Source organism: Halorubrum sp. B52 (assembly GCF_059752555.1).
Map to the genome: position 1 here is coordinate 182,085 of NZ_MWTG01000007.1, position 19,009 is coordinate 201,093.

Annotated in this window: 19 protein-coding genes; 12 read left to right on the forward strand and 7 right to left on the reverse strand. The window is 69.2% G+C overall.

The window, feature by feature from the left end; translation table 11 throughout:
- Positions 1–133: 133 nt before the first annotated feature.
- The 5 genes from acs to B4V04_RS02420 all read left to right on the forward strand — a co-directional run bounded on the left by acs (position 134) and on the right by B4V04_RS02420 (position 5,303).
- A complete protein-coding gene (acs, locus tag B4V04_RS02400) occupies positions 134–2,128 on the forward strand; it encodes an acetate--CoA ligase (protein ID WP_498228848.1) in 1,995 nt (664 codons plus the stop codon).
- 122 nt (positions 2,129–2,250) lie between these two features.
- Positions 2,251–2,679, forward strand: a complete 429-nt coding sequence (locus B4V04_RS02405) for a DUF4212 domain-containing protein (RefSeq protein WP_498228849.1) — start codon at positions 2,251–2,253, stop codon at positions 2,677–2,679.
- Positions 2,676–4,469, forward strand: a complete 1,794-nt coding sequence (locus B4V04_RS02410) for a sodium:solute symporter family transporter (protein WP_498228851.1) — start codon at positions 2,676–2,678, stop codon at positions 4,467–4,469. The genes B4V04_RS02405 and B4V04_RS02410 overlap by 4 nt, the downstream gene beginning before the upstream one ends.
- Positions 4,470–4,472: 3 nt before the next feature.
- A complete protein-coding gene (locus tag B4V04_RS02415) occupies positions 4,473–4,934 on the forward strand; it encodes a universal stress protein (RefSeq protein WP_498228853.1) in 462 nt (153 codons plus the stop codon).
- Between the two features lie 108 nt (positions 4,935–5,042).
- A complete protein-coding gene (locus tag B4V04_RS02420; RefSeq protein ID WP_498228855.1) occupies positions 5,043–5,303 on the forward strand; it encodes a DUF8119 family protein in 261 nt (86 codons plus the stop codon).
- A gap of 14 nt (positions 5,304–5,317) precedes the next feature.
- Here the strand turns inward: B4V04_RS02420 and B4V04_RS02425 are convergent, their stop codons facing one another.
- Positions 5,318–6,817 carry an MATE family efflux transporter gene (locus tag B4V04_RS02425; RefSeq protein WP_498229933.1) on the reverse strand — a complete coding sequence of 500 codons (1,500 nt, stop codon included), beginning with the start codon at positions 6,815–6,817 and terminating at the stop codon, positions 5,318–5,320.
- 285 nt (positions 6,818–7,102) lie between these two features.
- Between B4V04_RS02425 and B4V04_RS02430 the strand changes: the two genes are divergently transcribed.
- Positions 7,103–7,297, forward strand: a complete 195-nt coding sequence (locus tag B4V04_RS02430) for a cold-shock protein (RefSeq protein WP_004045866.1) — start codon at positions 7,103–7,105, stop codon at positions 7,295–7,297.
- 128 nt (positions 7,298–7,425) lie between these two features.
- Here the strand turns inward: B4V04_RS02430 and B4V04_RS02435 are convergent, their stop codons facing one another.
- Positions 7,426–8,376: an oxidoreductase gene (locus B4V04_RS02435; RefSeq protein WP_498228857.1), complete on the reverse strand. Its 951-nt coding sequence runs from the start codon at positions 8,374–8,376 to the stop codon at positions 7,426–7,428.
- A 169-nt stretch (positions 8,377–8,545) separates the two neighbouring features.
- On the opposite strand from B4V04_RS02435, the gene B4V04_RS02440 reads away from it, so the two are divergent.
- On the forward strand, positions 8,546–11,023 hold the full coding sequence (locus tag B4V04_RS02440; RefSeq protein ID WP_498228858.1) for a DNA topoisomerase VI subunit B: 2,478 nt from the start codon (positions 8,546–8,548) through the stop codon (positions 11,021–11,023).
- A complete protein-coding gene (locus tag B4V04_RS02445; protein ID WP_144798816.1) occupies positions 11,024–12,109 on the forward strand; it encodes a DNA topoisomerase IV subunit A in 1,086 nt (361 codons plus the stop codon).
- Between the two features lie 10 nt (positions 12,110–12,119).
- Here B4V04_RS02445 and B4V04_RS02450 read toward each other — a convergent pair whose 3' ends face one another.
- On the reverse strand, positions 12,120–12,365 hold the full coding sequence (locus B4V04_RS02450) for a CDGSH iron-sulfur domain-containing protein (RefSeq protein ID WP_498228859.1): 246 nt from the start codon (positions 12,363–12,365) through the stop codon (positions 12,120–12,122).
- 133 nt (positions 12,366–12,498) lie between these two features.
- Between B4V04_RS02450 and msrB the strand changes: the two genes are divergently transcribed.
- Positions 12,499–12,909 (forward strand): peptide-methionine (R)-S-oxide reductase MsrB, encoded by a 411-nt coding sequence (gene msrB / locus B4V04_RS02455; RefSeq protein WP_498228860.1) that lies wholly within the window; start codon positions 12,499–12,501, stop codon positions 12,907–12,909.
- A gap of 19 nt (positions 12,910–12,928) precedes the next feature.
- On the opposite strand, the gene B4V04_RS02460 is transcribed toward msrB, so the two are convergent.
- The 3 genes from B4V04_RS02460 to B4V04_RS02470 all read right to left on the reverse strand — a co-directional run bounded on the left by B4V04_RS02460 (position 12,929) and on the right by B4V04_RS02470 (position 15,828).
- Complete coding sequence (locus B4V04_RS02460; RefSeq protein ID WP_498228861.1) at positions 12,929–14,083, reverse strand: acyl-CoA dehydrogenase family protein; 1,155 nt, start codon at positions 14,081–14,083, stop codon at positions 12,929–12,931.
- A gap of 120 nt (positions 14,084–14,203) precedes the next feature.
- The gene (locus B4V04_RS02465; protein ID WP_498228862.1) at positions 14,204–15,343 is read right to left on the reverse strand and encodes a pyridoxal phosphate-dependent aminotransferase; all 1,140 of its coding nucleotides are present in this window, start codon (positions 15,341–15,343) and stop codon (positions 14,204–14,206) included.
- Positions 15,340–15,828 carry an Lrp/AsnC family transcriptional regulator gene (locus B4V04_RS02470; protein ID WP_498228864.1) on the reverse strand — a complete coding sequence of 163 codons (489 nt, stop codon included), beginning with the start codon at positions 15,826–15,828 and terminating at the stop codon, positions 15,340–15,342. The genes B4V04_RS02465 and B4V04_RS02470 overlap by 4 nt, the downstream gene beginning before the upstream one ends.
- Before the next feature lie 126 nt (positions 15,829–15,954).
- Here B4V04_RS02470 and B4V04_RS02475 point away from each other — a divergent pair, with 126 nt between their 5' ends.
- Genes B4V04_RS02475 through B4V04_RS02485 form a run of 3 tightly spaced genes read left to right on the forward strand, consistent with a single transcriptional unit; the run spans position 15,955 to position 17,410 of the window.
- Positions 15,955–16,230 carry a ribbon-helix-helix domain-containing protein gene (locus tag B4V04_RS02475; protein ID WP_498228866.1) on the forward strand — a complete coding sequence of 92 codons (276 nt, stop codon included), beginning with the start codon at positions 15,955–15,957 and terminating at the stop codon, positions 16,228–16,230.
- Positions 16,223–16,486 carry a type II toxin-antitoxin system RelE family toxin gene (locus tag B4V04_RS02480; RefSeq protein WP_498228868.1) on the forward strand — a complete coding sequence of 88 codons (264 nt, stop codon included), beginning with the start codon at positions 16,223–16,225 and terminating at the stop codon, positions 16,484–16,486. Before B4V04_RS02475 ends, B4V04_RS02480 begins: the two co-directional genes overlap by 8 nt.
- Positions 16,487–16,543: 57 nt before the next feature.
- Positions 16,544–17,410, forward strand: coding sequence for an aldo/keto reductase (locus B4V04_RS02485; RefSeq protein WP_498228870.1), 867 nt, complete (start codon positions 16,544–16,546; stop codon positions 17,408–17,410).
- A 139-nt stretch (positions 17,411–17,549) separates the two neighbouring features.
- Here the strand turns inward: B4V04_RS02485 and B4V04_RS02490 are convergent, their stop codons facing one another.
- Positions 17,550–18,950 (reverse strand): adenylosuccinate synthase, encoded by a 1,401-nt coding sequence (locus B4V04_RS02490; RefSeq protein WP_498228872.1) that lies wholly within the window; start codon positions 18,948–18,950, stop codon positions 17,550–17,552.
- Positions 18,951–19,009: the final 59 nt, after the last annotated feature.

Genomic DNA, 19,009 nt, shown 5'->3' on the forward strand with positions numbered 1-19,009 from the left:
GGAACGCTCGAGACGGGCTCCGGGAGCGCGACCCGGACGGGAGAGTGCCGGGCAGAGGCCCTCGAATTCATCATGATTTTTCGTATTTAGCGTCAGCGTTTATATGCCGAGATCGGTTGGATACGATCGTACCATGACAGAGGGTGACGGTCAACTGGAAGCGAGGCTGGAAGAGCAGGAGGTGTTCGAGCCGCCCGAGTCGTTCGCGGCGCAGGCGAACGTCTCCGACCCCGAGATCTACGAGACGTTCGAGGAGAACTGGCCGCAGTGCTGGCAGGCCGCGGCCGACCTCCTCGACTGGGAGTCCGACTACGACCAGGTGCTGGACGACAGCGACCCGCCCTTCTACGAGTGGTTCACCGGCGGCGAGCTGAACGCGTCGGCGAACTGCCTCGACCGACACCTCGACGAGCGCGGCGACGAGGCCGCGATCGAGTGGGTCGGCGAGCCGGTCGACGAGGACGACCGCACGTACACGTACGCGGAGCTCCACCGCGAAGTGAACGAGTTCGCGGCCGCGCTCCGGGCGCAGGGCGTCGAGGAGGACGACGTCGTGACGATGTACATGCCGATGATCCCGGAGCTGCCGATCGCGATGCTGGCGTGCGCCCGCATCGGCGCGCCCCACAGCGTCGTCTTCGCCGGGTTCTCGGCGGACGCGCTCGCGACCCGGATGAACTCCGCGGACTCGGAGTTCCTCGTCACCTGCGACGGCTACTACCGGCGCGGCGACCCCCTCGACCACCTCGACAAGGCGAACGAGGGGCTCTCCGGGGTCGACCACGACACGACGACCGTCGTCGTCGACCGCCTCGGGCCGAACGGCGACGGCTTCGGCCACGAGCTCGGCGACGACCAACTCGACTACGGCGACCTCGTCGCGGAGCACGAGGGCGCCGAGGTCGAGCCGGTCACCCGCGACGCCGAGGACATGCTGTTCTTAATGTACACCTCGGGGACGACGGGGAAGCCGAAGGGGGTGAAACACACGACCGGCGGCTACCTCTCGTGGGTGTCGTGGACCTCGCAGTCGGTGCTCGACGTCAAGCCGGATGACACGTACTTCTGCTCGGCCGACATCGGCTGGATCACGGGCCACTCCTACATCGTCTACGGGCCGCTCGCGCTCGGGACGACGACGATGATGTACGAGGGGACGCCCGATCACCCCGAACAGGACCGCCTGTGGGAGATCGTCGAGGAACACGAGGCGACCCAGCTGTACACGGCTCCCACGGCGATCCGCGCGTTCATGAAGTGGGGCTCGGAGTTCCCCGACCGCCACGACCTCTCCAGCCTGCGGCTGCTCGGCACGGTCGGCGAGCCGATCAACCCGCGGGCGTGGAAGTGGTACTACCAGCACATCGGCGACGAGGAGTGCCCCATCGTCGACACGTGGTGGCAGACCGAGACGGGCGGGATGATGATCACGACGCTGCCGGGGATCAAGGACATGAAGCCGGGCGCCGCGGGGCCGCCGCTCCCGGGGCTCGACGTCCAGATCCTCGACACGCTCGGCGACGAGGTCGAGCCCGGGAAGGCGGGCTACCTCACGGTACAGAAGCCGTGGCCCGGCATGCTCCGGACGCTGTACAACAACGACGAGCGGTACATCGAGGAGTACTGGGCGGAGTACTCCGACACGGACAGCGACGACCCCGACGACTGGGTGTACTTCCCGGAGGACGGCGCCAAGATCGACGAGGACGGCTACATCACCGTCCTCGGTCGCGTGGACGACGTGCTCAACGTCTCCGGCCACCGGCTGGGGACGATGGAGATCGAGTCCGCGATCGTCGGCGTCGAGGGGGTCGCGGAGGCCGCCGTCGTCGGCGGCGACCACGAGATCAAAGGCGAGGCCGTCTACGCGTACGTGACGACCGAGGACGGGTACGAGGGCACCGACGAGCTCCGCGACGCGATCGTCGCGGGCGTCGAGGACGCCATCGGTCCGATCGCCCGGCCGGAGCAGGTTGTGTTCACCCCCGACCTGCCGAAGACGCGCTCGGGGAAGATCATGCGCCGCCTGCTGGAGAACATCGCCGACGGCGAGGAGCTCGGTAACACGAGCACGCTCCGGAACCCGGAGATCGTCGAGGAGATCCAGCGGAAGGCCAGAGGCGAGTAGGCGCTCCACGGCTCCGTTTTCGACGCGATACAGAATCGGACGATCCGGACGCGCGAACGAACATCACGATCGAATCGGACACACGACGCACGACGACACACGACATCGACAGACCACGACACATGACAGATAATAGCTCACACGACACCGGTGACGCGGCCACCGATGGTGGACGCGCAGCGAACGACGCGGCCACCGACGGCGGCGTCGCGTCGGGCGCGGCACAGAAGCACCGACAGACCGACTACCTCAGCTCGGAAGTGAACATCCTGAGTCCGAGCACGCCGTACATGCGCGAACACCTCCGGATCGTCTGGACGGGGTTCGTGATCTGGGCGGTCGCCGTCTTCGGGCCGGTAACGGCCACCTACCTGGCGCCCGGCGCGATGACGACGCCGATGCCGATCATCGGCTTCCCGCTGCACTACTTCCTCATCGCCATCGGCGCCCCGGGCAGCGCGCTGATCCTGTCCGCGTGGTACGCGAAGCGACGCGACGAACTGGACGACAAGTACGGCATCGACCACGGCACCGCCGGAGGTGACGCATGACGCTCGCCGCGACGCTCCTGCAGAGCGAGCTCCTCCCCGAGGGGCTCAACGTCTCGTTCAAGGCGCTTCCGGCCGTGCTCGTCGTCGGCATGCTCCTCGTGTTCCTCGCCATCGGCTTCGTCTTCCGCGTGGCCGACACCGAGAACATGTGGGTCGCCGGCCGGTCGATCGGGAACCTGGAGAACGGCATGGCGATCGGCGCGAACTGGATGTCCGCGGCGTCGTACCTCGGAATGGCCGCGCTGATCGCGACGGCCGGCGTGTACGGCCTCGCGTTCGTCGTCGGCTGGACGACGGGCTACTTCATCCTGCTCATCTTCCTCGCCGCGCAGCTGCGCCGGTTCGGGAAGTACACGGCGCCGGACTTCGTCGGCGACCGCTTCAACTCCGACACCGCGCGCGCCATCGGCGCGGTCACGACGTTCCTCATCGGCTTCGTGTACGCCATCGGACAGGCGCGCGGGATGGCGCTCGTCGGGCTGTACATCTTCGGCGACCTCGGCTTCCTCGGACTGAGCGGCTACCAGGCGATGGTGATCATCATGATGACCATCACCGTCGGCTATCTGACGCTGTCCGGCATGCTGGGCGCGACGAAGAACATGGCCGTCCAGTACGTCATCCTCATCGTCGCGTTCGTCGCGGGGCTGTACGCGGTCGGTCTCGCGAACGGCTACTCGACGGTGCTGCCGCAGATCGAGTACGGCGCGCTGATCGGGACGCTCAGCGCCGAGTTCTCCGAGCCGTTCGTCAACGCGAGCTTCTACCTGTGGATCGCGACGGCGTTCTCGCTCATCGTCGGCACGTGCGGGCTCCCGCACGTGCTGGTGCGCTTCTACACGGTGGAGAACGAGCGGACCGCCCGCTGGTCCACCGTCTGGGGGCTGTTCTTCATCTGTATCCTCTACTTCAGCGCGCCGGCGTTCGCGGCGTTCGGGACCGACCTGTACGCGGAGAACATCGGCGCGGTGTACGGCGACCCCGGCATGACGTCGTCGGCGGCCGACGTGATCGTCGTGTTGGCCGCGCAGCTCTCGAACCTCCCCGAGTGGTTCGTCGGCCTCGTCGCGGCGGGCGGTATCGCCGCCGCGATCGCGACGACCGCCGGCCTGTTCATCGCCGGCTCCTCGGCGATATCGCACGACATCTACACCAACATCGTCAACCCCGACGCGACCCAGCGCCAGCAGGTGCTCGTCGGTCGCCTGAGCATCGTCCTGCTCGGCGTGTTGACGACGCTGGCGGCGCTCGACCCCGCGGCGCCGATCGCCGCGCTCGTCTCGTACGCGTTCTCGCTGGCCGGCGCGGTTCTGTTCCCGATGTTCTTCCTCGGCATGTGGTGGGAGAACACCAACCGCGAGGGCGCGCTCGCCGGCATGACGACCGGCCTCGTCATCTGGTTCATCCCGATGATAAACGAAGTGGTCCCGACGTACGTCGGCGGGCTCGAGGCGCCGCTCAACGCGGGGCTCGCGACGTGGCTGCCCGCGATCGGCTCGGCCCTCGTCTCCGTGCCGGTCGTCTTCGCCGTCACCATCGTCGTCTCGATGGCGACCGACGACCCGCCGGCCGAAACGAAGCGGATCGTCCGGCAGTGTCACAGCCCGGAGCCGATGCGCCAGCAGCAGACGGCCGAAGACGTCGTCGCCGACGGCGGCGAGGACGTGGCGACCGACGGGGGCCGCGCAGTCGACGACGCGGCGACCGACGGGGGCCGCGCAGTCGACGACGTGGCCACTGACGGCGGTGCGGTGACCGGAGACGAGACCGACGCGGCCACGGAGGAGTGATCCATGTACGAACGAATCCTGATCCCGACCGACGGAAGCGACGTCGCGGAGTCCGCGGTCGAGCACGCGCTCGACCTCGCCGAGAAGTACGACGCCGACGTCCACGCGCTGTACGTGGTCGACATCGACTCGGTCAACCTCGGCCTCGGCACCGAACAGGTCGACCGGCTCAAGCAGGGCCGGTTCGGCGAGATGGAGGAGCTGAAATCGAAGGCCGACGAGGCGACCGGCACGGTCGCCGCCCGCGGCGCGGAGCGCGACATCGACGTCGTCGAACACGTCTCCGGCGGCCGCCCGCACAAGGTGATCGCCGACTACGCCGAGGACCACGAGATGGACCTCATCGTGATGGGGAGCCACGGTCGCGCCGGCGTCCGGCGCGCGCTCCTCGGAAGCGTCACCGAGCGCACGCTGCGCTCGACGCACGTGCCGGTCCTCGTCGTCGACTACCTCGAGGAGGACTGACGCGCGACCCCGGCGTCGGGCTTCGTCCCGCCGCCCGGAAATCGCTCGGTTCCCGCCGCATCGACTCGTTTCCGGAACACCGACGTACCCCGACCGACACGCTCACCCATGCCCGAGACGGACGCGACCGACGACACGAACGAGAAGAGCCTCGCCGACCGCGTCCGGTCGCAGGTCAGCGAGAACCGAGCCGGAATGGTTCAGGACCTCGTGTTCGCGATCGCGTGGGTGACGCTCGTCTCCCTCCTCTACGACGTCGCGTTCGCGGGCGCCCCGCAGTGGGTGCTGTACATGTTCATGCTCGCCGGGGTCCCGGCGTACTACGGGTTCTTCTTCTCGCTGGAGATAGCGAAACGGCAGCGGCGGTAGTCTCGGCGTCGCCCTCAGTCGTCGACCGAGTCGACGGACGCCTCCAGGCCCTCGCCGCCGTCCTCGTCGTCGGCGGGGTCCGACGCGACCGCCGTCTCGCCCGACTCGTCGACGACGCCCTCCGTCCACGTCCCGCGCAGGAACCACGCCGCGCCGACCGCGAAGGAGGCCACGGCGGCCGTCGCGTACGCCCACCACAGCCCGACGACGCCCCAGTCGAGTCCGACGTAGCCGACCTCGACCGCGGGGACGTCGACGGGACCGACCGCGACCCCGCCGAGCGTGACGCCGACCGCCCCGAACGCGAGCAGGGCGGCCAGCGGGATCCGGACGGCCCACCGGGAGAGGAGAGAGAGCGCCAGCGCGGCCTTGGTGTGTCCCGCCCCGCGGAACGCCCCCTGTATCACCATGAGCCCGCCGAAGAACGCCCACGACAGCGCGATGACGCGGAGGAAGACGACCCCCTCCGCGACCGTCGCCGGGTCGTCGATGAAGACGCGCATCGCGACCGCCGGGAACAGCCAGACCGCGCCGCCGGCGACGCCGAGCAGCGCCATGGTCCCGAGGGTGGCGACGCGGGTGACGGCGACGGCGCGGTCGGGCGTCCCGGCGCCGAGGTTCTGTCCGACGCCGGTCGCGGTCGCCTGCCCGACCGCGCCCGCGACCGACCACGAGACGGACATCAGCCTGACGCCGATCCCGTACGCCGCGGTCGCGACCGGGCCGAACCGCGCGACGAGCGCCGCCATGAAGACGGAGGCGAACGACCGCGCCCACCCGTCGAGCGTCGCCGGGTACCCCACGTCGATCAGCGTCCGGAGGATCTCCGGGTTCGGCGCGAGGTCGCGGACGTACAGCTTCACCCCCCAGTCGCCGCGCAGCAGGATCCAGACCCCCACCGTGGTCGCGAACAGGCGCGCGATCAACGTCGCGATCGCGGCCCCGCGCGTCCCGAGCGCCGGGACCGGCCCCCACCCGAGGATGAAGACGGGGTCGATGGCGATGTTGATCCCGGCGGAGATCCCGACCAGCCACATCGCGGTCGTCGTGTCGCCCGCGCCCTGCAGCGAGGCGCGGAACGCGAAGAAGAGGAACGTGAGCGGGAGGGTGAGGAGGATCACCTCGATGTAGGCGAGCGACTCGACGAACACCGCGTCGCGCGCCCCGATCCAGTAGAGCAGCCGGTGGCGCGCCGCGAAGCCGACGGCCGCGAGGGCGACGGAGACCGCGACCGCGAGCAGGACCGTCTGTCCCACGACCTCGTCGGCGCGCCGGTCGTTGCCGGCGCCGACGTGCTGGGAGACCAAGGCGATCGTCGCGGCCGTGAGCCCCATCGCGGTCGAGACGAACAGCCACGAGAGCGGGAACATGAGCGAGACGGCGGCGACGGCCTCGGTGCTCACCCGCCCGACCCAGAACATGTCCGCGAGGTTGTACAGGGTCTGGAGGAGGTTCCCGAGCACCAGCGGCCACGCGAGGTCGAACAGCTTCGGCGAGATCGCCCCCGCCGTCATGTCGACCCGAGCGTCGTCGTTTCCCACGAGCTGTCCGATCGAACGGTCGCTCGCGCCCTAACGTTTCGGGAACCGGTCCGCGGTGCTGCTCGCGGTCCGGTGCGACAGTCGATTACCGCGCGTGACCGAGGTCGATTCGAGCGGTCCGTCATCGAGCGAGCGAGACGACGGAGATCCGACCCGGAAAAACGGAATCAGCGGCTTTCCGGCCCGGAGACCGGCGAATGGGAGTGGATCGGCGCGCACACAACACTTATCACGGAGTCGGGAGTGGTCTCGGGTGCGATGGCGACAGGCAAGGTCGACTTCTTCAACGACACCGGCGGCTACGGATTCATCGAGACTGACGACGCTGACGAAGACGTGTTCTTCCACATGGAAGACGTCGGCGGCCCGGACCTCGAGGAAGGCCAGGAGGTAGAGTTCGAGATCGAGGAGGCGGACAAGGGTCCGCGCGCGACGAACCTCACTCGGCTGTAGCTCGCTCGGCCGTACCCGCGACCGGCGACGGCGGACAGCTCTCGAAACGCGTTCCGCGTATATCACACCGCAAGCGGCGTCTCCGGGCTTCGATCCGCCCGCACGCGGTCGGGCGTTTTCGGCCGAAGCTACACCGGGAACTCCACGCCCGTCGCCTCCTCGGAGTGCTCCCAGAGGCGGCGCGCGTCCGCGCGGTCGTAGGAGGCGTCGTTCGACCGTCCCACGGTCGGCGTCCCCCGCATGTTCATGAGGCCGCCCGGCTCGACGTAGGCGCCGCCGTCGACGTCGGCGGTGGCGGCGTACAGCATTGGCAGCGCGCCCGTCGCGGCGTCCTGCCCGAGGACCGCGTTCGCGGCCTTCATCCCGACCGTCATCAGGGGGTTCCCGCTCTCCTCCGCGGTGCGGTGCTGGAGGTTCGTCACCGCGTAGCCCGGATGGCAGGCGACGCTCCGGACGCCGGAGACGTCGGCCGCGGCGAGGCGCCGCTGGAGCTCGTAGGCGAACAGCAGGTTCGCGAGCTTGCTCCGACCGTACGCCTTCCACTTCCCGTACGAGCGCTCCCAGTTGAGGTCCGAGAAGTCCATCTCGCCCTGCTCGTGGGCGCCCGACGACTGCGTGACGACGCGGGCCGCCCCGCCGATCCCCTCGGCGGCCTCCAGGAGCGGGAACAGGCGTCCCGTGAGCGCGAAGTGGCCGAGGTGGTTGACGCCGAACTGCGTCTCGAAGCCGTCCTCCGTCTCGCTCCGCGGGATCGCCATCACCCCGGCGTTGTTACAGAGGGCGTCGACCGCGTCGTAGTCGGCGGCGAGCCCCTCGGCGAAGGCCGCCACCGAGTCGAGCGACGCGAGGTCGCACTCGCGGACGTCGAGGTCGAGTTCCTCGCGGTCGAGGGCGCTCTCGCGGCGGATCTCGGCGGCCGCGCGCTCGCCCCGATCCACGCTCCGGCACGCCATCACGACGGTCGCGCCCCGCTCCGCGAACGCGCGGGTCCCCTCGTAGCCGAGCCCGCTGTTCGCCCCGGTGACGACGACCCTCTTTCCGTCCAGTCGCGGCATCTCGTCGGTCGTCCAGCCTGACATGCTCGGTGGAAGGGGTCTCACGGGCAGAAAGCTGTCGGCGGGGAGACCCGTCACCACGCCGGTCCGCACGCTCCCGAACCCGCATCGAGACGGCGTCTGACGCCGGGATCCACTTTCACCGCGCCGGCGGTGCGTTTTTAGGTGCCTCGGTGGAAGGGAGGGGTACCGAATGACGTCCTTCCAGTCGACGATCGGCGACGAGGAGGGGATCGCGGAGGAGCTGGCCGAGGGCCAGCGCGAGATCTCCATCGCCGAGTTCTTCGAGAAGAACAAGCACATGCTCGGGTTCGACTCGGGCGCCCGCGGGCTCGTCACCGCCGTCAAGGAGGCGGTCGACAACGCCCTCGACGCGACCGAGGAGGCCGGCGTCCTCCCCGACATCTACATCGAGATCGAGGAGGTGGGCGACTACTACCGGCTCGTCATCGAGGACAACGGGCCGGGCATCACGAAAGAGCAGCTCCCGAAGGTGTTCGGGAAGCTGCTGTACGGGTCGCGGTTTCACAAGCGCGAGCAGAACCGGGGACAGCAGGGGATCGGGATCTCCGCGGCGGTGCTGTACTCGCAGCTGACATCGGGCCAGCCCGCGAAGATCACCTCGCGTCCGAAGGGGCAGTCGCGGGCGCAGTACTTCGAGCTCATCATCGACACGGACACGAACGAGCCGGAGATCAAGGCGGACGAGGAGGCGACGTGGGACCGCCCCCACGGCACCCGCATCGAGCTGGAGATGGAGGCGAACATGCGCGCCCGCGGGCAGCTCCACGACTACGTGAAACACACCGCGGTCGTCAACCCCCACGCCCGGATCGAGCTGCGAGAGCCGGGGCTCGACGAGCCGATGAAGTTCGAGCGCGCGACCGACGAGCTGCCGGCGGAGACGAAGGAGATCCGCCCGCACCCGCACGGGGTCGAGCTCGGCGCGCTGATCAAGATGCTGGAGGCGACCGAGTCGTACTCCGTCTCCGGGTTCCTCCAAGAGGAGTTCACGCGGGTCGGCAAGAAGACCGCGGACAGCGTCATCGACAACTTCCGTGACGTCTACTTCGGGCGCGAGCTCTCGTGGACGCCGCCGCGCGCGCACGACGACGGCGACGTCGCGGCCGCGGTGAGCGACGCGGTCGCCAACAAGGGGAAGGCGGCGACGACCGCCTTCGCCGAGGGCGTCGCCGAGACGGTCGCGGGCAACGACCGCCTCTCGCGCTCCGAGCTCGCGACGATCGTCGGCAACGTCGCCGACGGCGTCGAGGAGGACACCGCCAAGACGTTCGGCGGGACCGTCCGCGAGAACGCCGTCGACGCGGCGTGGCGGGCGATCACCGGCGTCGACGCCGACGGCGACGCGGTCGGGGCCGCCGCGGGAGACGCGGCCGGTGACGGCGAGGACGACGGAGTGGAGACGGAATCCCCCCTCGTCGCCGACGCGTACGCGCTCGTCGACGAGGCGACCTCGACGCGGAAGGACGACGCCGCCGTGCAGGCGATGGCGGACGCGCTGACGCGCCGGTTCCTGAACCTCGACGGCGACGCCTTCCGGATCGCCCGCGACGACTTGGAGCGGCTCGTCGCCGACGCGGCGAACTTCGTCGCCGAGCAGCACGACGCCACGTTCGGCGAGACCGCCCGCGAGAACGTCGTCGAGGCGTTCTGGTCGCGGGCGCGCACCGTGCCGGACGACCCGCCGAAGGTGAAGTCGATCGCCGCCGACCGCGACGCCGCGGCCGACCTGCTCGAGGCGATGCGGACGACGGACATCCTCGCGCCGCCGACAGACTGCCTCGCGCCGATCACGGCCGAGCTGGTCGAGGCGGGGCTGCGCAAGGAGTACGACGCCGACTTCTACGCGGCGGCGACCCGCGACGCCGAGGTCCACGGCGGCGACCCGTTCATCGTCGAGGCCGGCATCGCCTACGGCGGGTCGATCCCCGCGGAGGGGTCGGTGGAGCTCCTCCGGTTCGCGAACCGCGTCCCGCTCGTCTACCAGCGCGGCGCCTGCGCGACGACGGACGTGATCAAGTCGATCGGCTGGCGCAACTACGGGCTCGACCAGCCCGGCGGGTCGGGGATGCCGAACGGGCCGGCGGTGATATCGATCCACGTCGCCTCCACGAACGTCCCGTTCACGAGCGAGTCGAAGGACGCGCTCGCGAACGTCCCGGCGATCGAAGACGAGATCGAGCTCGCCGTGCGGGAGGCCGCCCGCGAGCTGAAGTCGTTCCTCAACAAGCGGCGCTCGATGCAGCAGCGCCGCGAGAAGCAGGACGTGCTCGGCAAGATCCTCCCGGAGATGGCCGACAAGGTCTCCGAGGTCACGGGCCGGCCGCGCCCCGACATCGACGGCGCGCTGGCGCGGATCATGAACAACGTCAGCGTCGAGCGCGAGGTGTCGGACGGCACCGTGACGCTGGTCGTCGAGAACCACTCCGACGTGAACGAGCGGCTGGAGATCACCGACATCGTCTCCGCGGAGCCGACCGACCCCTCGGACGGGACGGTGGTCGACATGGACGGCGAGTGGTTCGTCCAGTGGAAGCCCGAGGTGCCCTCGGGCGACGAGCGGGAACTGACGTACGCGGTCGACGAGGACGCCGAGTTCGAGGTCAGCGTCGGCGGCGTCGAGACGGAGAAACTCACGGTGAACGCGTAAATGACGACAGACACAGACGCACGAGACGAGCTGATCGACCTGGCCGCGGACTTCTACGACCAGTTCGCGGGCGGCAAGATCCCGGAACTTCAGCTGCCGACGCGGACGAAGAGCAACATCGAGTACGACACGGAGAGCGGCGTGTGGACGTACGGCGACCGCACGTCGACGCGCAGCGCCAACTCGGTGCGGGGCGCCCGCAAGCTGCTGAAGGCGGCGTACACGATCGAGTTCCTCGCGAACCAGCTCGACGAGGGGCGCTCCTCGACGCTGCGGGAGCTGTACTACCTCTCGGAGTCGTGGGACAACGACGAGGCGCAGTTCAAGTCGCAGGACGAGTCGAACGACCTCGTGGAGGACTTGGAGATCGTCACGGGGGTCACCCGCGAGGACTTCCACATGCGCCCGGAGGAGTCGGGCGCGACGCTGATGGGGCCGCTGGAGATCCGCGAGCAGACCCGGCGCGGGGAGCGCGAGATCCACTGCCAGGAGGACGTCGGAGAGGGCGGGTACCAGATCCCGAACAACCCCGACATGATCGAGTTCCTCGACGACGACATCGACTTCGCGCTCGCGGTCGAGACCGGCGGGATGCGCGACCGGCTCGTCGAGAACGGGTTCGACGAGGAGTACGACTGCCTCGTCATCCACCTGAAGGGCCAGCCCGCGCGGGCGACCCGCCGGATCACGAAGCGCGTCCACGACGAACTGGACGTGCCCATCGCCGTCTTCGCCGACGGCGACCCGTGGTCATACCGGATCTACGGCTCGGTGGCGTACGGCTCGATCAAGTCCGCGCACCTCTCGAAGTACCTCGCGACGCCGGAGGCGCAGTTCGTCGGGATCCAGCCCGAGGACATCGTCGAGTACGACCTCCCGGCCGATCCGCTCTCCGACTCGGACGTGAACGCGCTCGAGTCGGAGCTGGAGGACCCGCGCTTCCAGACGGACTACTGGGAGGAACAGATCGAGCTCCAGCTCGACATCGGGAAGAAGTCCGAACAGCAGTCGCTCGCGAGCCGCGGGCTCGACTTCGTCACCGACACCTACCTCCCCGAGCGGCTCGGAGCGATGGGCGTTATCTGAGCCCCGCCGGTCACTCCTCCGCGCGCTCCGCGTAGACGACCTCGTCGATCTCGCGGCGCTCGCCGTCGGCGTCGTCGTTCGCGTACTTATAAACGACTCCCTCCGCCTCGTCCGCGGTCGCGTTGTGCGAGCCGTCGCAGAACGGCTTCGAGTCGGAGAGGCCGCACCGACAGACGTAGATCAGGTCGTCGTCGCCCGTGTCGGACTCGTCGAGTATCGCCGGTCCCCGCTCTTCGTGCGTCACTTCGCGCGCCATGTGCGTGGATCGACCGGCGACGGGATACGGCTTGCGGCCGTCGAGACGCGGCTCGCGGTCGCTCGAGGGCGCGGCCGCCGCGAACCCCTCGACCCGCCGCAACCCCCTTGCCCGTGGGGCGCCTATCGGGAGTATGAGCGAGACCGACGACCCCGACCCGCGGGAGCTGACCGACGAGGAGTGGCGCGAGCGGCTCTCCGAGGAGGAGTACCGCGTGCTCCGCGAGAGCGGCACGGAGGCGAAGTTCTCGGGCGAGTACGTCGACCACCACCCCGACGACGGGGAGTACCGCTGTCGGGCCTGCGGGACCGTCCTCTTCGACGCCGAGACGAAGTACGAGTCCGGCTGCGGCTGGCCCGCCTTCTACGCCGCCGAGGAGGAGTCGGTGACGACGACGGTCGACACGAGCCACGGGATGCGCCGCACCGAGGTCCGGTGCGCGAACTGCGACTCCCACCTGGGCCACGTGTTCGACGACGGCCCCGAACCCACCGGCAAGCGGTTCTGTATCAACTCGGTCGCGATGGAGTACGGCGAGGAGTAGGCCGACGGCGAGCCGGCGCTCAGAACCCCTCGTCGAGCAGCTCGCGGGCGACGATGTTCTTCTGGATCTCGGTGGTCCCCTCGTAGATCTGGGTGATCTTCGCGTCGCGGTAGAGCCGCTCGACGTCGTGGTCGTTGACGAAGCCGGCGCCGCCGTGGACCTGGACCGCCTCGTCGGCGACGTCGACGGCGACCCGCGACGCGAACTCCTTGGCCATCGACGCGAGCGCGGTCAGATCGCCGGCCTCGTTGTCGACGGCCCACGCGGAGCGGTAGGTGAGCCAGCGGGCGGCCTCGGTGTTGGTGTGCATCTCCGCGAGCTTGTGTTTGATCGCCTGGAAGTCGCTGATCGGGCGGTCGAACTGCTCGCGCTCCTGCGCGTACTCCAGCGCGCGCTCGGCCGCGCCGCGGGCGATCCCGACGCCCTGCGCGGCGACCGCGGTGCGGGTCTCGTCGAAGAACTGCATGAGCTGGAGGAATCCCATCCCGCGCTGGCCGATCAGGTTCTCCTCCGGCACCCTGACGCCGTCGAAGCGGAGCTCGGCGGTGTCGCTCGCGCGGATGCCGAGTTTCCCGGTGATCTTGTCGCGGGTGAGCCCGTCGCGGTCGCCCTCGACGAGGATCTGCGAGTAGCCCGAGTAGCGGTCGTCGATCTCGGGGTCCGTCTCGCAGACGACGACGAAGTAGTCGGCGACGGTGCCGTTCGTGATCCACATCTTCGAGCCGTCGATCACCCACTCGTCGCCGTCCTTCTCGGCGCGCGTCGCCACCGAGGTCACGTCCGAGCCCGCCTGCGGCTCCGAGATGGCCGATCCCATCACCGCGTCGCCGGCGGTCACCTCCGGAAGGACGCGCTCCTTCTGTTCCTCCGTGCCGAACTCCATCAGCGCCTCGGCGCCGAACCCGGCGCTGGAGACGCAGAGGCCGATCCCGGGGTCGGCCGCGAACAGCTCCTCGGTGAGGATCGCGTTCTCCAGCGAGGAGTAGCCGACGCCGCCGTACTCGACCGGGACGTGCGGCGCGAGCAACCCCATCTCCGCGGCCTTGTCCATCACCTCGTGAGGGTACGCCTCGTCGACGTCGTACTCGGTCGCGACCGGCCGGATCTCCTCGTCCGCGAACTTCCGTACCTCCTCGCGCAGCTGTTTCTGCTCGTCCGTTAGCTGGAAATCCATATCGGTAGATTCGGATAAACCGTGATAATCGTTAGCGAACGTTGAGAAATTCGCGAAGAGTTGTTCGTTCACGACCGGCCGGCGGACGGAGGTCCCGGCCCCGGAACGCCGAGACTCGCCTCAGCGGTTCTCGACGAACGTCGCGATCCGGTCGGTCGCCTCTTTCAGCTCGCGCATCGAGGTCGCGTACGAGACCCGGAGGTGACCCTCGCCGCCCGCGCCGAAGACGGAGCCGGGGACGACCGCGACGCCCTGCGCCTCCAGCAGCTCCTCGGCGAAGGCCTCGTCGTCGCCGCCGCAGTCGGGGAACGCGTAGAAGGCGCCGCCGGGCTCGAACGTGTCGAGCCCCATCTCGTTGAATCGGGAGACGACGAGCCGCCGCCGGCGGTTGTACTCGTTCACCATCTCCGTGACCTCGTCGTCGCAGCGGTCGAGCGCTTCGATCGCCGCGTACTGGGGCGTCGTCGGCGCCGACAGCATCGTGTACTGGTGGATCCGGTTCATCGCGTCGATCGCCTCGGTCGGTCCGAGGGCGTACCCCAGCCGGAGGCCGGTCATCGCGTACGCCTTCGAGAAGCCGTTGACGACGACGGTGCGCTCGCGCATCCCCGGCCGCGTGGCGATCGAGGCGTGGTCGGTTCCGTACGTGAGCGCGGCGTAGATCTCGTCGGCGATCACTCGGAGATCGTTCTCGCGGCAGAAGGCGGCGACCTCGGCGTACTCCTCGTCGGTCATCGTCGCGCCCGTCGGGTTGTTCGGGTAACACAGCACGAGGAGGTCGGCGGCGGCGGCCCCGGAGGCCTCCAGCGCCGCCCGCGTGAGCGCGAAGTCGTCCTCGGCCCGCGTGGGGACCGTCAGCTGCTCGCCGCCCGCCAGCTCGATCCCCGGGCCGTACGAGATGTACGTCGGCTCGTGGACCGCGACCGTGTCGCCCGGGTCGACCAAGGCGCGGAAGGCCAGGTCGACCGCCTCGCTCGCGCCGGTGGTGACGAGCACCTCTTCGGCCCGGTCGTACGGCTGGTCGTAGCGCTCGTGATGGGCCGCGATCCGCTCGCGGAGGGCGGCCATCCCTCTGTTCGACGTGTAGGAGGTCTTCCCCCGTTCGAGCGAGTCGATCGCGGCGGTGCGGGCCGCCCACGGCGCGGAGAAGTCGGGCTCGCCGACCCCCAGCGATATCACGTCGTCGCGCGCCTCCGCGAGCTCGAAGAACTTCCGGATCCCCGACTCGGGGAGGTCGCGCGCGCGGTCCGACAGCCTCATGGCGAGACGGAGAGGCGGTCGTCGTCGTCGCCGTCCTCGAACCGCACCCCGCCGTCCTTGTACGTCTCCATGATGTAGTGGGTCACCGTCTGGGTGACCTCCGGCATGGGCGCGACCTGCTCGGAGATGAACCGGGAGACGTCCTGCATCGTCTCACCGAGCACCTCGACGGCGAAGTCGTAGTCGCCGGAGACGAGGTGGAGGGCGTCGACGGCCGGGAACTTCGCGATCCGGTCGGCGACCTCCTCGTAGCCGGTCTCGCGGTCGAGTTCGACGTTGATCTCGACGACCGCGCGGATCTTCCCCTCGTCGACGCGGTCCCAGTCGATCACCGCCTGGTAGCCGTGGACCACGTTGTCCGCCTCCAGCGACGCGATGGCCTCCGCTACCGCCTCGGCGTCGAGGCCCGTCTGGGCCGCGATGTCGTCGATGTCCTCGCGGGCGTTCCGCGCCAACACGTCGAGTACCTCGCGCTCGGCGTCCATAGGGTAAGATTACGCGGGGGCGGTTTATTAGTAGCGACGCGCGCAAGAGGGACGAGCGGGAGCGGCGCGACGGCCAAGGGCCGTGTGCCCCGAACCCTTATCAGTGATACCGCTGTATCACACGCTATGAGCACCGACACGGACGCCGGTGACGATCGGATGGAGAAGATCAACGTGCGCGTTCCGAAGTCCCTCCTAGACCGGATCGACGAGGAGTGGGAGCGACGGGGGTACGCGAGCAAGTCCGAGGCGATCCGCGACGCGCTGCGCGACTGGGTTGACCCGTCGGTGACGCTGTCCGAGGAAACGCTATCTGACCTGGCGGAGAGCCGCGAGCAGGCGGAGCGCGACGAGACCGTGTCGGCCGAGAAGGCCCGCGAGCGACTTGGGCTGGATGACTGACGTCGAGTACACCGAGACGGCACTGTCTCTCCTCGACGACCTCGATCCGCAGGCCGCCGATCGCCTTCTGAACAAAGTCGACGAGGCGACCGAGTGGACCGAACACCGGTTGGAGCCGCTCTCCGGGTACCCGTACTACAAACTGCGGGCGGGGGACTACCGGGCGATCGTTACGTGGGACCGAAGCGCCGATCTCATTCGCGTCGAGGCCGTCGGTCACCGCCGAAACGTGTACGACCGACATCTCCCTCCCTGAGATCGTCCCTCTTCCGCCATCCCCACGACTTTGCACGTGGCTCGCGTACGACCGCCCATGTCACCGGCGACCACGACCCGGAGCGAGACGTTCGACATCGGCGGCGAACTGACCGTCAACCGCCTCGGCTTCGGCGCGATGCGGGTCACGGGCGAGGACATCATCGGACGCCCGGCCGACGAGGGGGAGGCCAAGCGGGTCCTCAGGCGAGCGATCGACCTCGGCGTCGACTTCGTCGACACCGCCGACTCCTACGGCCCGGGCGTCAGCGAACGCCTGATCGGCGAGGCCCTCGGCGACCCCGTAGACGCCGTCGTCGCCTCGAAGGCCGGACTGCTCCGCAACCGCGAAGGCGACTGGCTCCCCCACGGCGATCCGGACTTCCTGAAGAATCAGGTGCTGTGTAGCCTCGACCGGCTCGGAACCGACACCATCGACCTCTACCAGTATCACCGCCCCGACCCGGACACCGACTTCGAGGCGTCGGTCCACGCGTTCGCGGAGATGAAGGACGCCGGGCAGATCGCCCACGTCGGCCTCTCGAACGTCACCGTCGAGCAGTTGGAGACCGCGATGGAGATCGTCGACGTCGCGACGGTACAGAACCGCTACAACGTCGGCCACCGCGACGACGAGGACGTGCTCCGCGCCTGCGAGGACCACGGCGTCGGGTTCATCCCGTGGGGACCGATGTACACGGTCGACGAGGCGGGCGTCGCGGGCGCGCTCGACGAGGTGGGCGACCGTCGCGACGCCACTCGTCGACAGGTCGCGCTCGCGTGGCTGCTGGAGCACTCGGACGTGACGCTCCCGATCCCGGGCACGTCGAGCGTCGAGCACCTCGAATCGAACGTCGCGGCCGCGGAGCTGTCGCTGACGGAGGAGGACGTGCGCGCGCTGAACGATATCGATCCGCAGACGTAGCGACGGATATCGACCCGCAGGCGTAGCGACGGATATCGACCCGCAGGCGTAGCGACGGATATCGACCCGCAGGCGTAGCGACGGATATCGACCCGCAGGCGTAGCGACGGATCAGTTTAAAAGACAACCGCCGAGTCGCTTACTCCTCGAACGGGTTCGTCAGCTCGACCGTCTCCTCGCGGTCGGGACCGACGCCGACGGCGTAGACGGGCGTGTCGGTCTCGTCGGCGACGAGCTCTAGGTACTCGCGCGCGGCCTCGGGCAGCGCGTCGTAGCCCGCCTCGGCGACGGCGGACGAATCGAACTCGTCCCAGGTGTCGAGCTCCGCGAACACCGGCTCGCAGCGCTCCCAGCGGTCGGTCGTCGTGGGAACGGTGTCGATCTCCTCGCCGTCGCCGGACTGCGTCCGGCTGCCAGAGGCGCCTTGCGCCTCGCTGTCCAGCTCGTAGCCGGTACACACCTTCAGCTCGTCGAGCCCGGCGAGCACGTCGACGTGGTTGACCGCGAGCCCCGTGAACCCGGAGACGCGCGCGGCGTGGCGGAGCATCGGGAGGTCGAGCCAGCCGATCCGGCGCGGGCGACCAGTCACCGTGCCGAACTCCCCGCCCTTCTCGCGGATGTCGTCGGCGAGCGCCTCCTCGTCGGCGTCGCCGTCGAGCTCGGTCGGCATCGGCCCCTCGCCGACCCGCGAGAGGTACGCCTTCACGATGCCGACGACCTCGCCGGCGCCGACTTTCGTGACCCCGAGCCCGGATCCGACCGCGGCGGCGCCGGCGGTCGGGTTCGAGGAGGTGACGAACGGGTAGTTGCCGTGGTCGACGTCGATGTGCGTGCCCTGCGCGCCCTCGAAGAGGATCTCGTCGCCGGCCTCGTGGCGGCGGTGGAGGTAATCGGAGCAGTTGACGGTCATCCCCTCGTCGGCGAGGCGCTCGCCGATCCGCGTGAACTCCTCGTGGAGGGCGTCGACGTCGAACGCCTCGGCGCGGTCGTCGTCGTTGTCGATCTCGAGCCCGTACACGTCCTCGACGAGCGCCCGCTTCTGCGGGACGGCGTACTCGAGCTTCTCGCGGAGCACGTCTGGGTCGAGCAGGTCGGCGACCCGGATCCCGCGGCGTCCGGCCTTGTCCTCGTACGTCGGGCCGATGCCGCGACCGGTCGTGCCGACCTCGTCGCCGGCGTCGTCGTCGGCCTTGACCTCCTCTTCGATCCCGTCCAGGACGCGGTGGTACGGCATGATGACGTGCGCCCGGCGGGCGACCCGCACGTCGGGGTCGAGCCCGCGCTCGCGCAGGTCGTCGATCTCGGTGAACAGCGTGCGCGGGTTGACGACGCAGCCGTTGCCGAGGACGCCGACCGTGCCCCGGACGGCGCCGCTCGGTACCAGCGACAGCTTGTACTCCGCGCCCCCCTCGACGACGGTGTGGCCGGCGTTGTCGCCGCCCTGATAACGGACTACGACGTCCGCGTCCCCTCCCCACCGGTCGACGAGCGCGCCCTTGCCCTCGTCACCCAGCTGGGAGCCGACGATGGTGAGTGTCATACGGCCCGAGGGTTCCGGCCGGGGGGTAAAACAGATTACGGTCCGTGGACGCGATCACC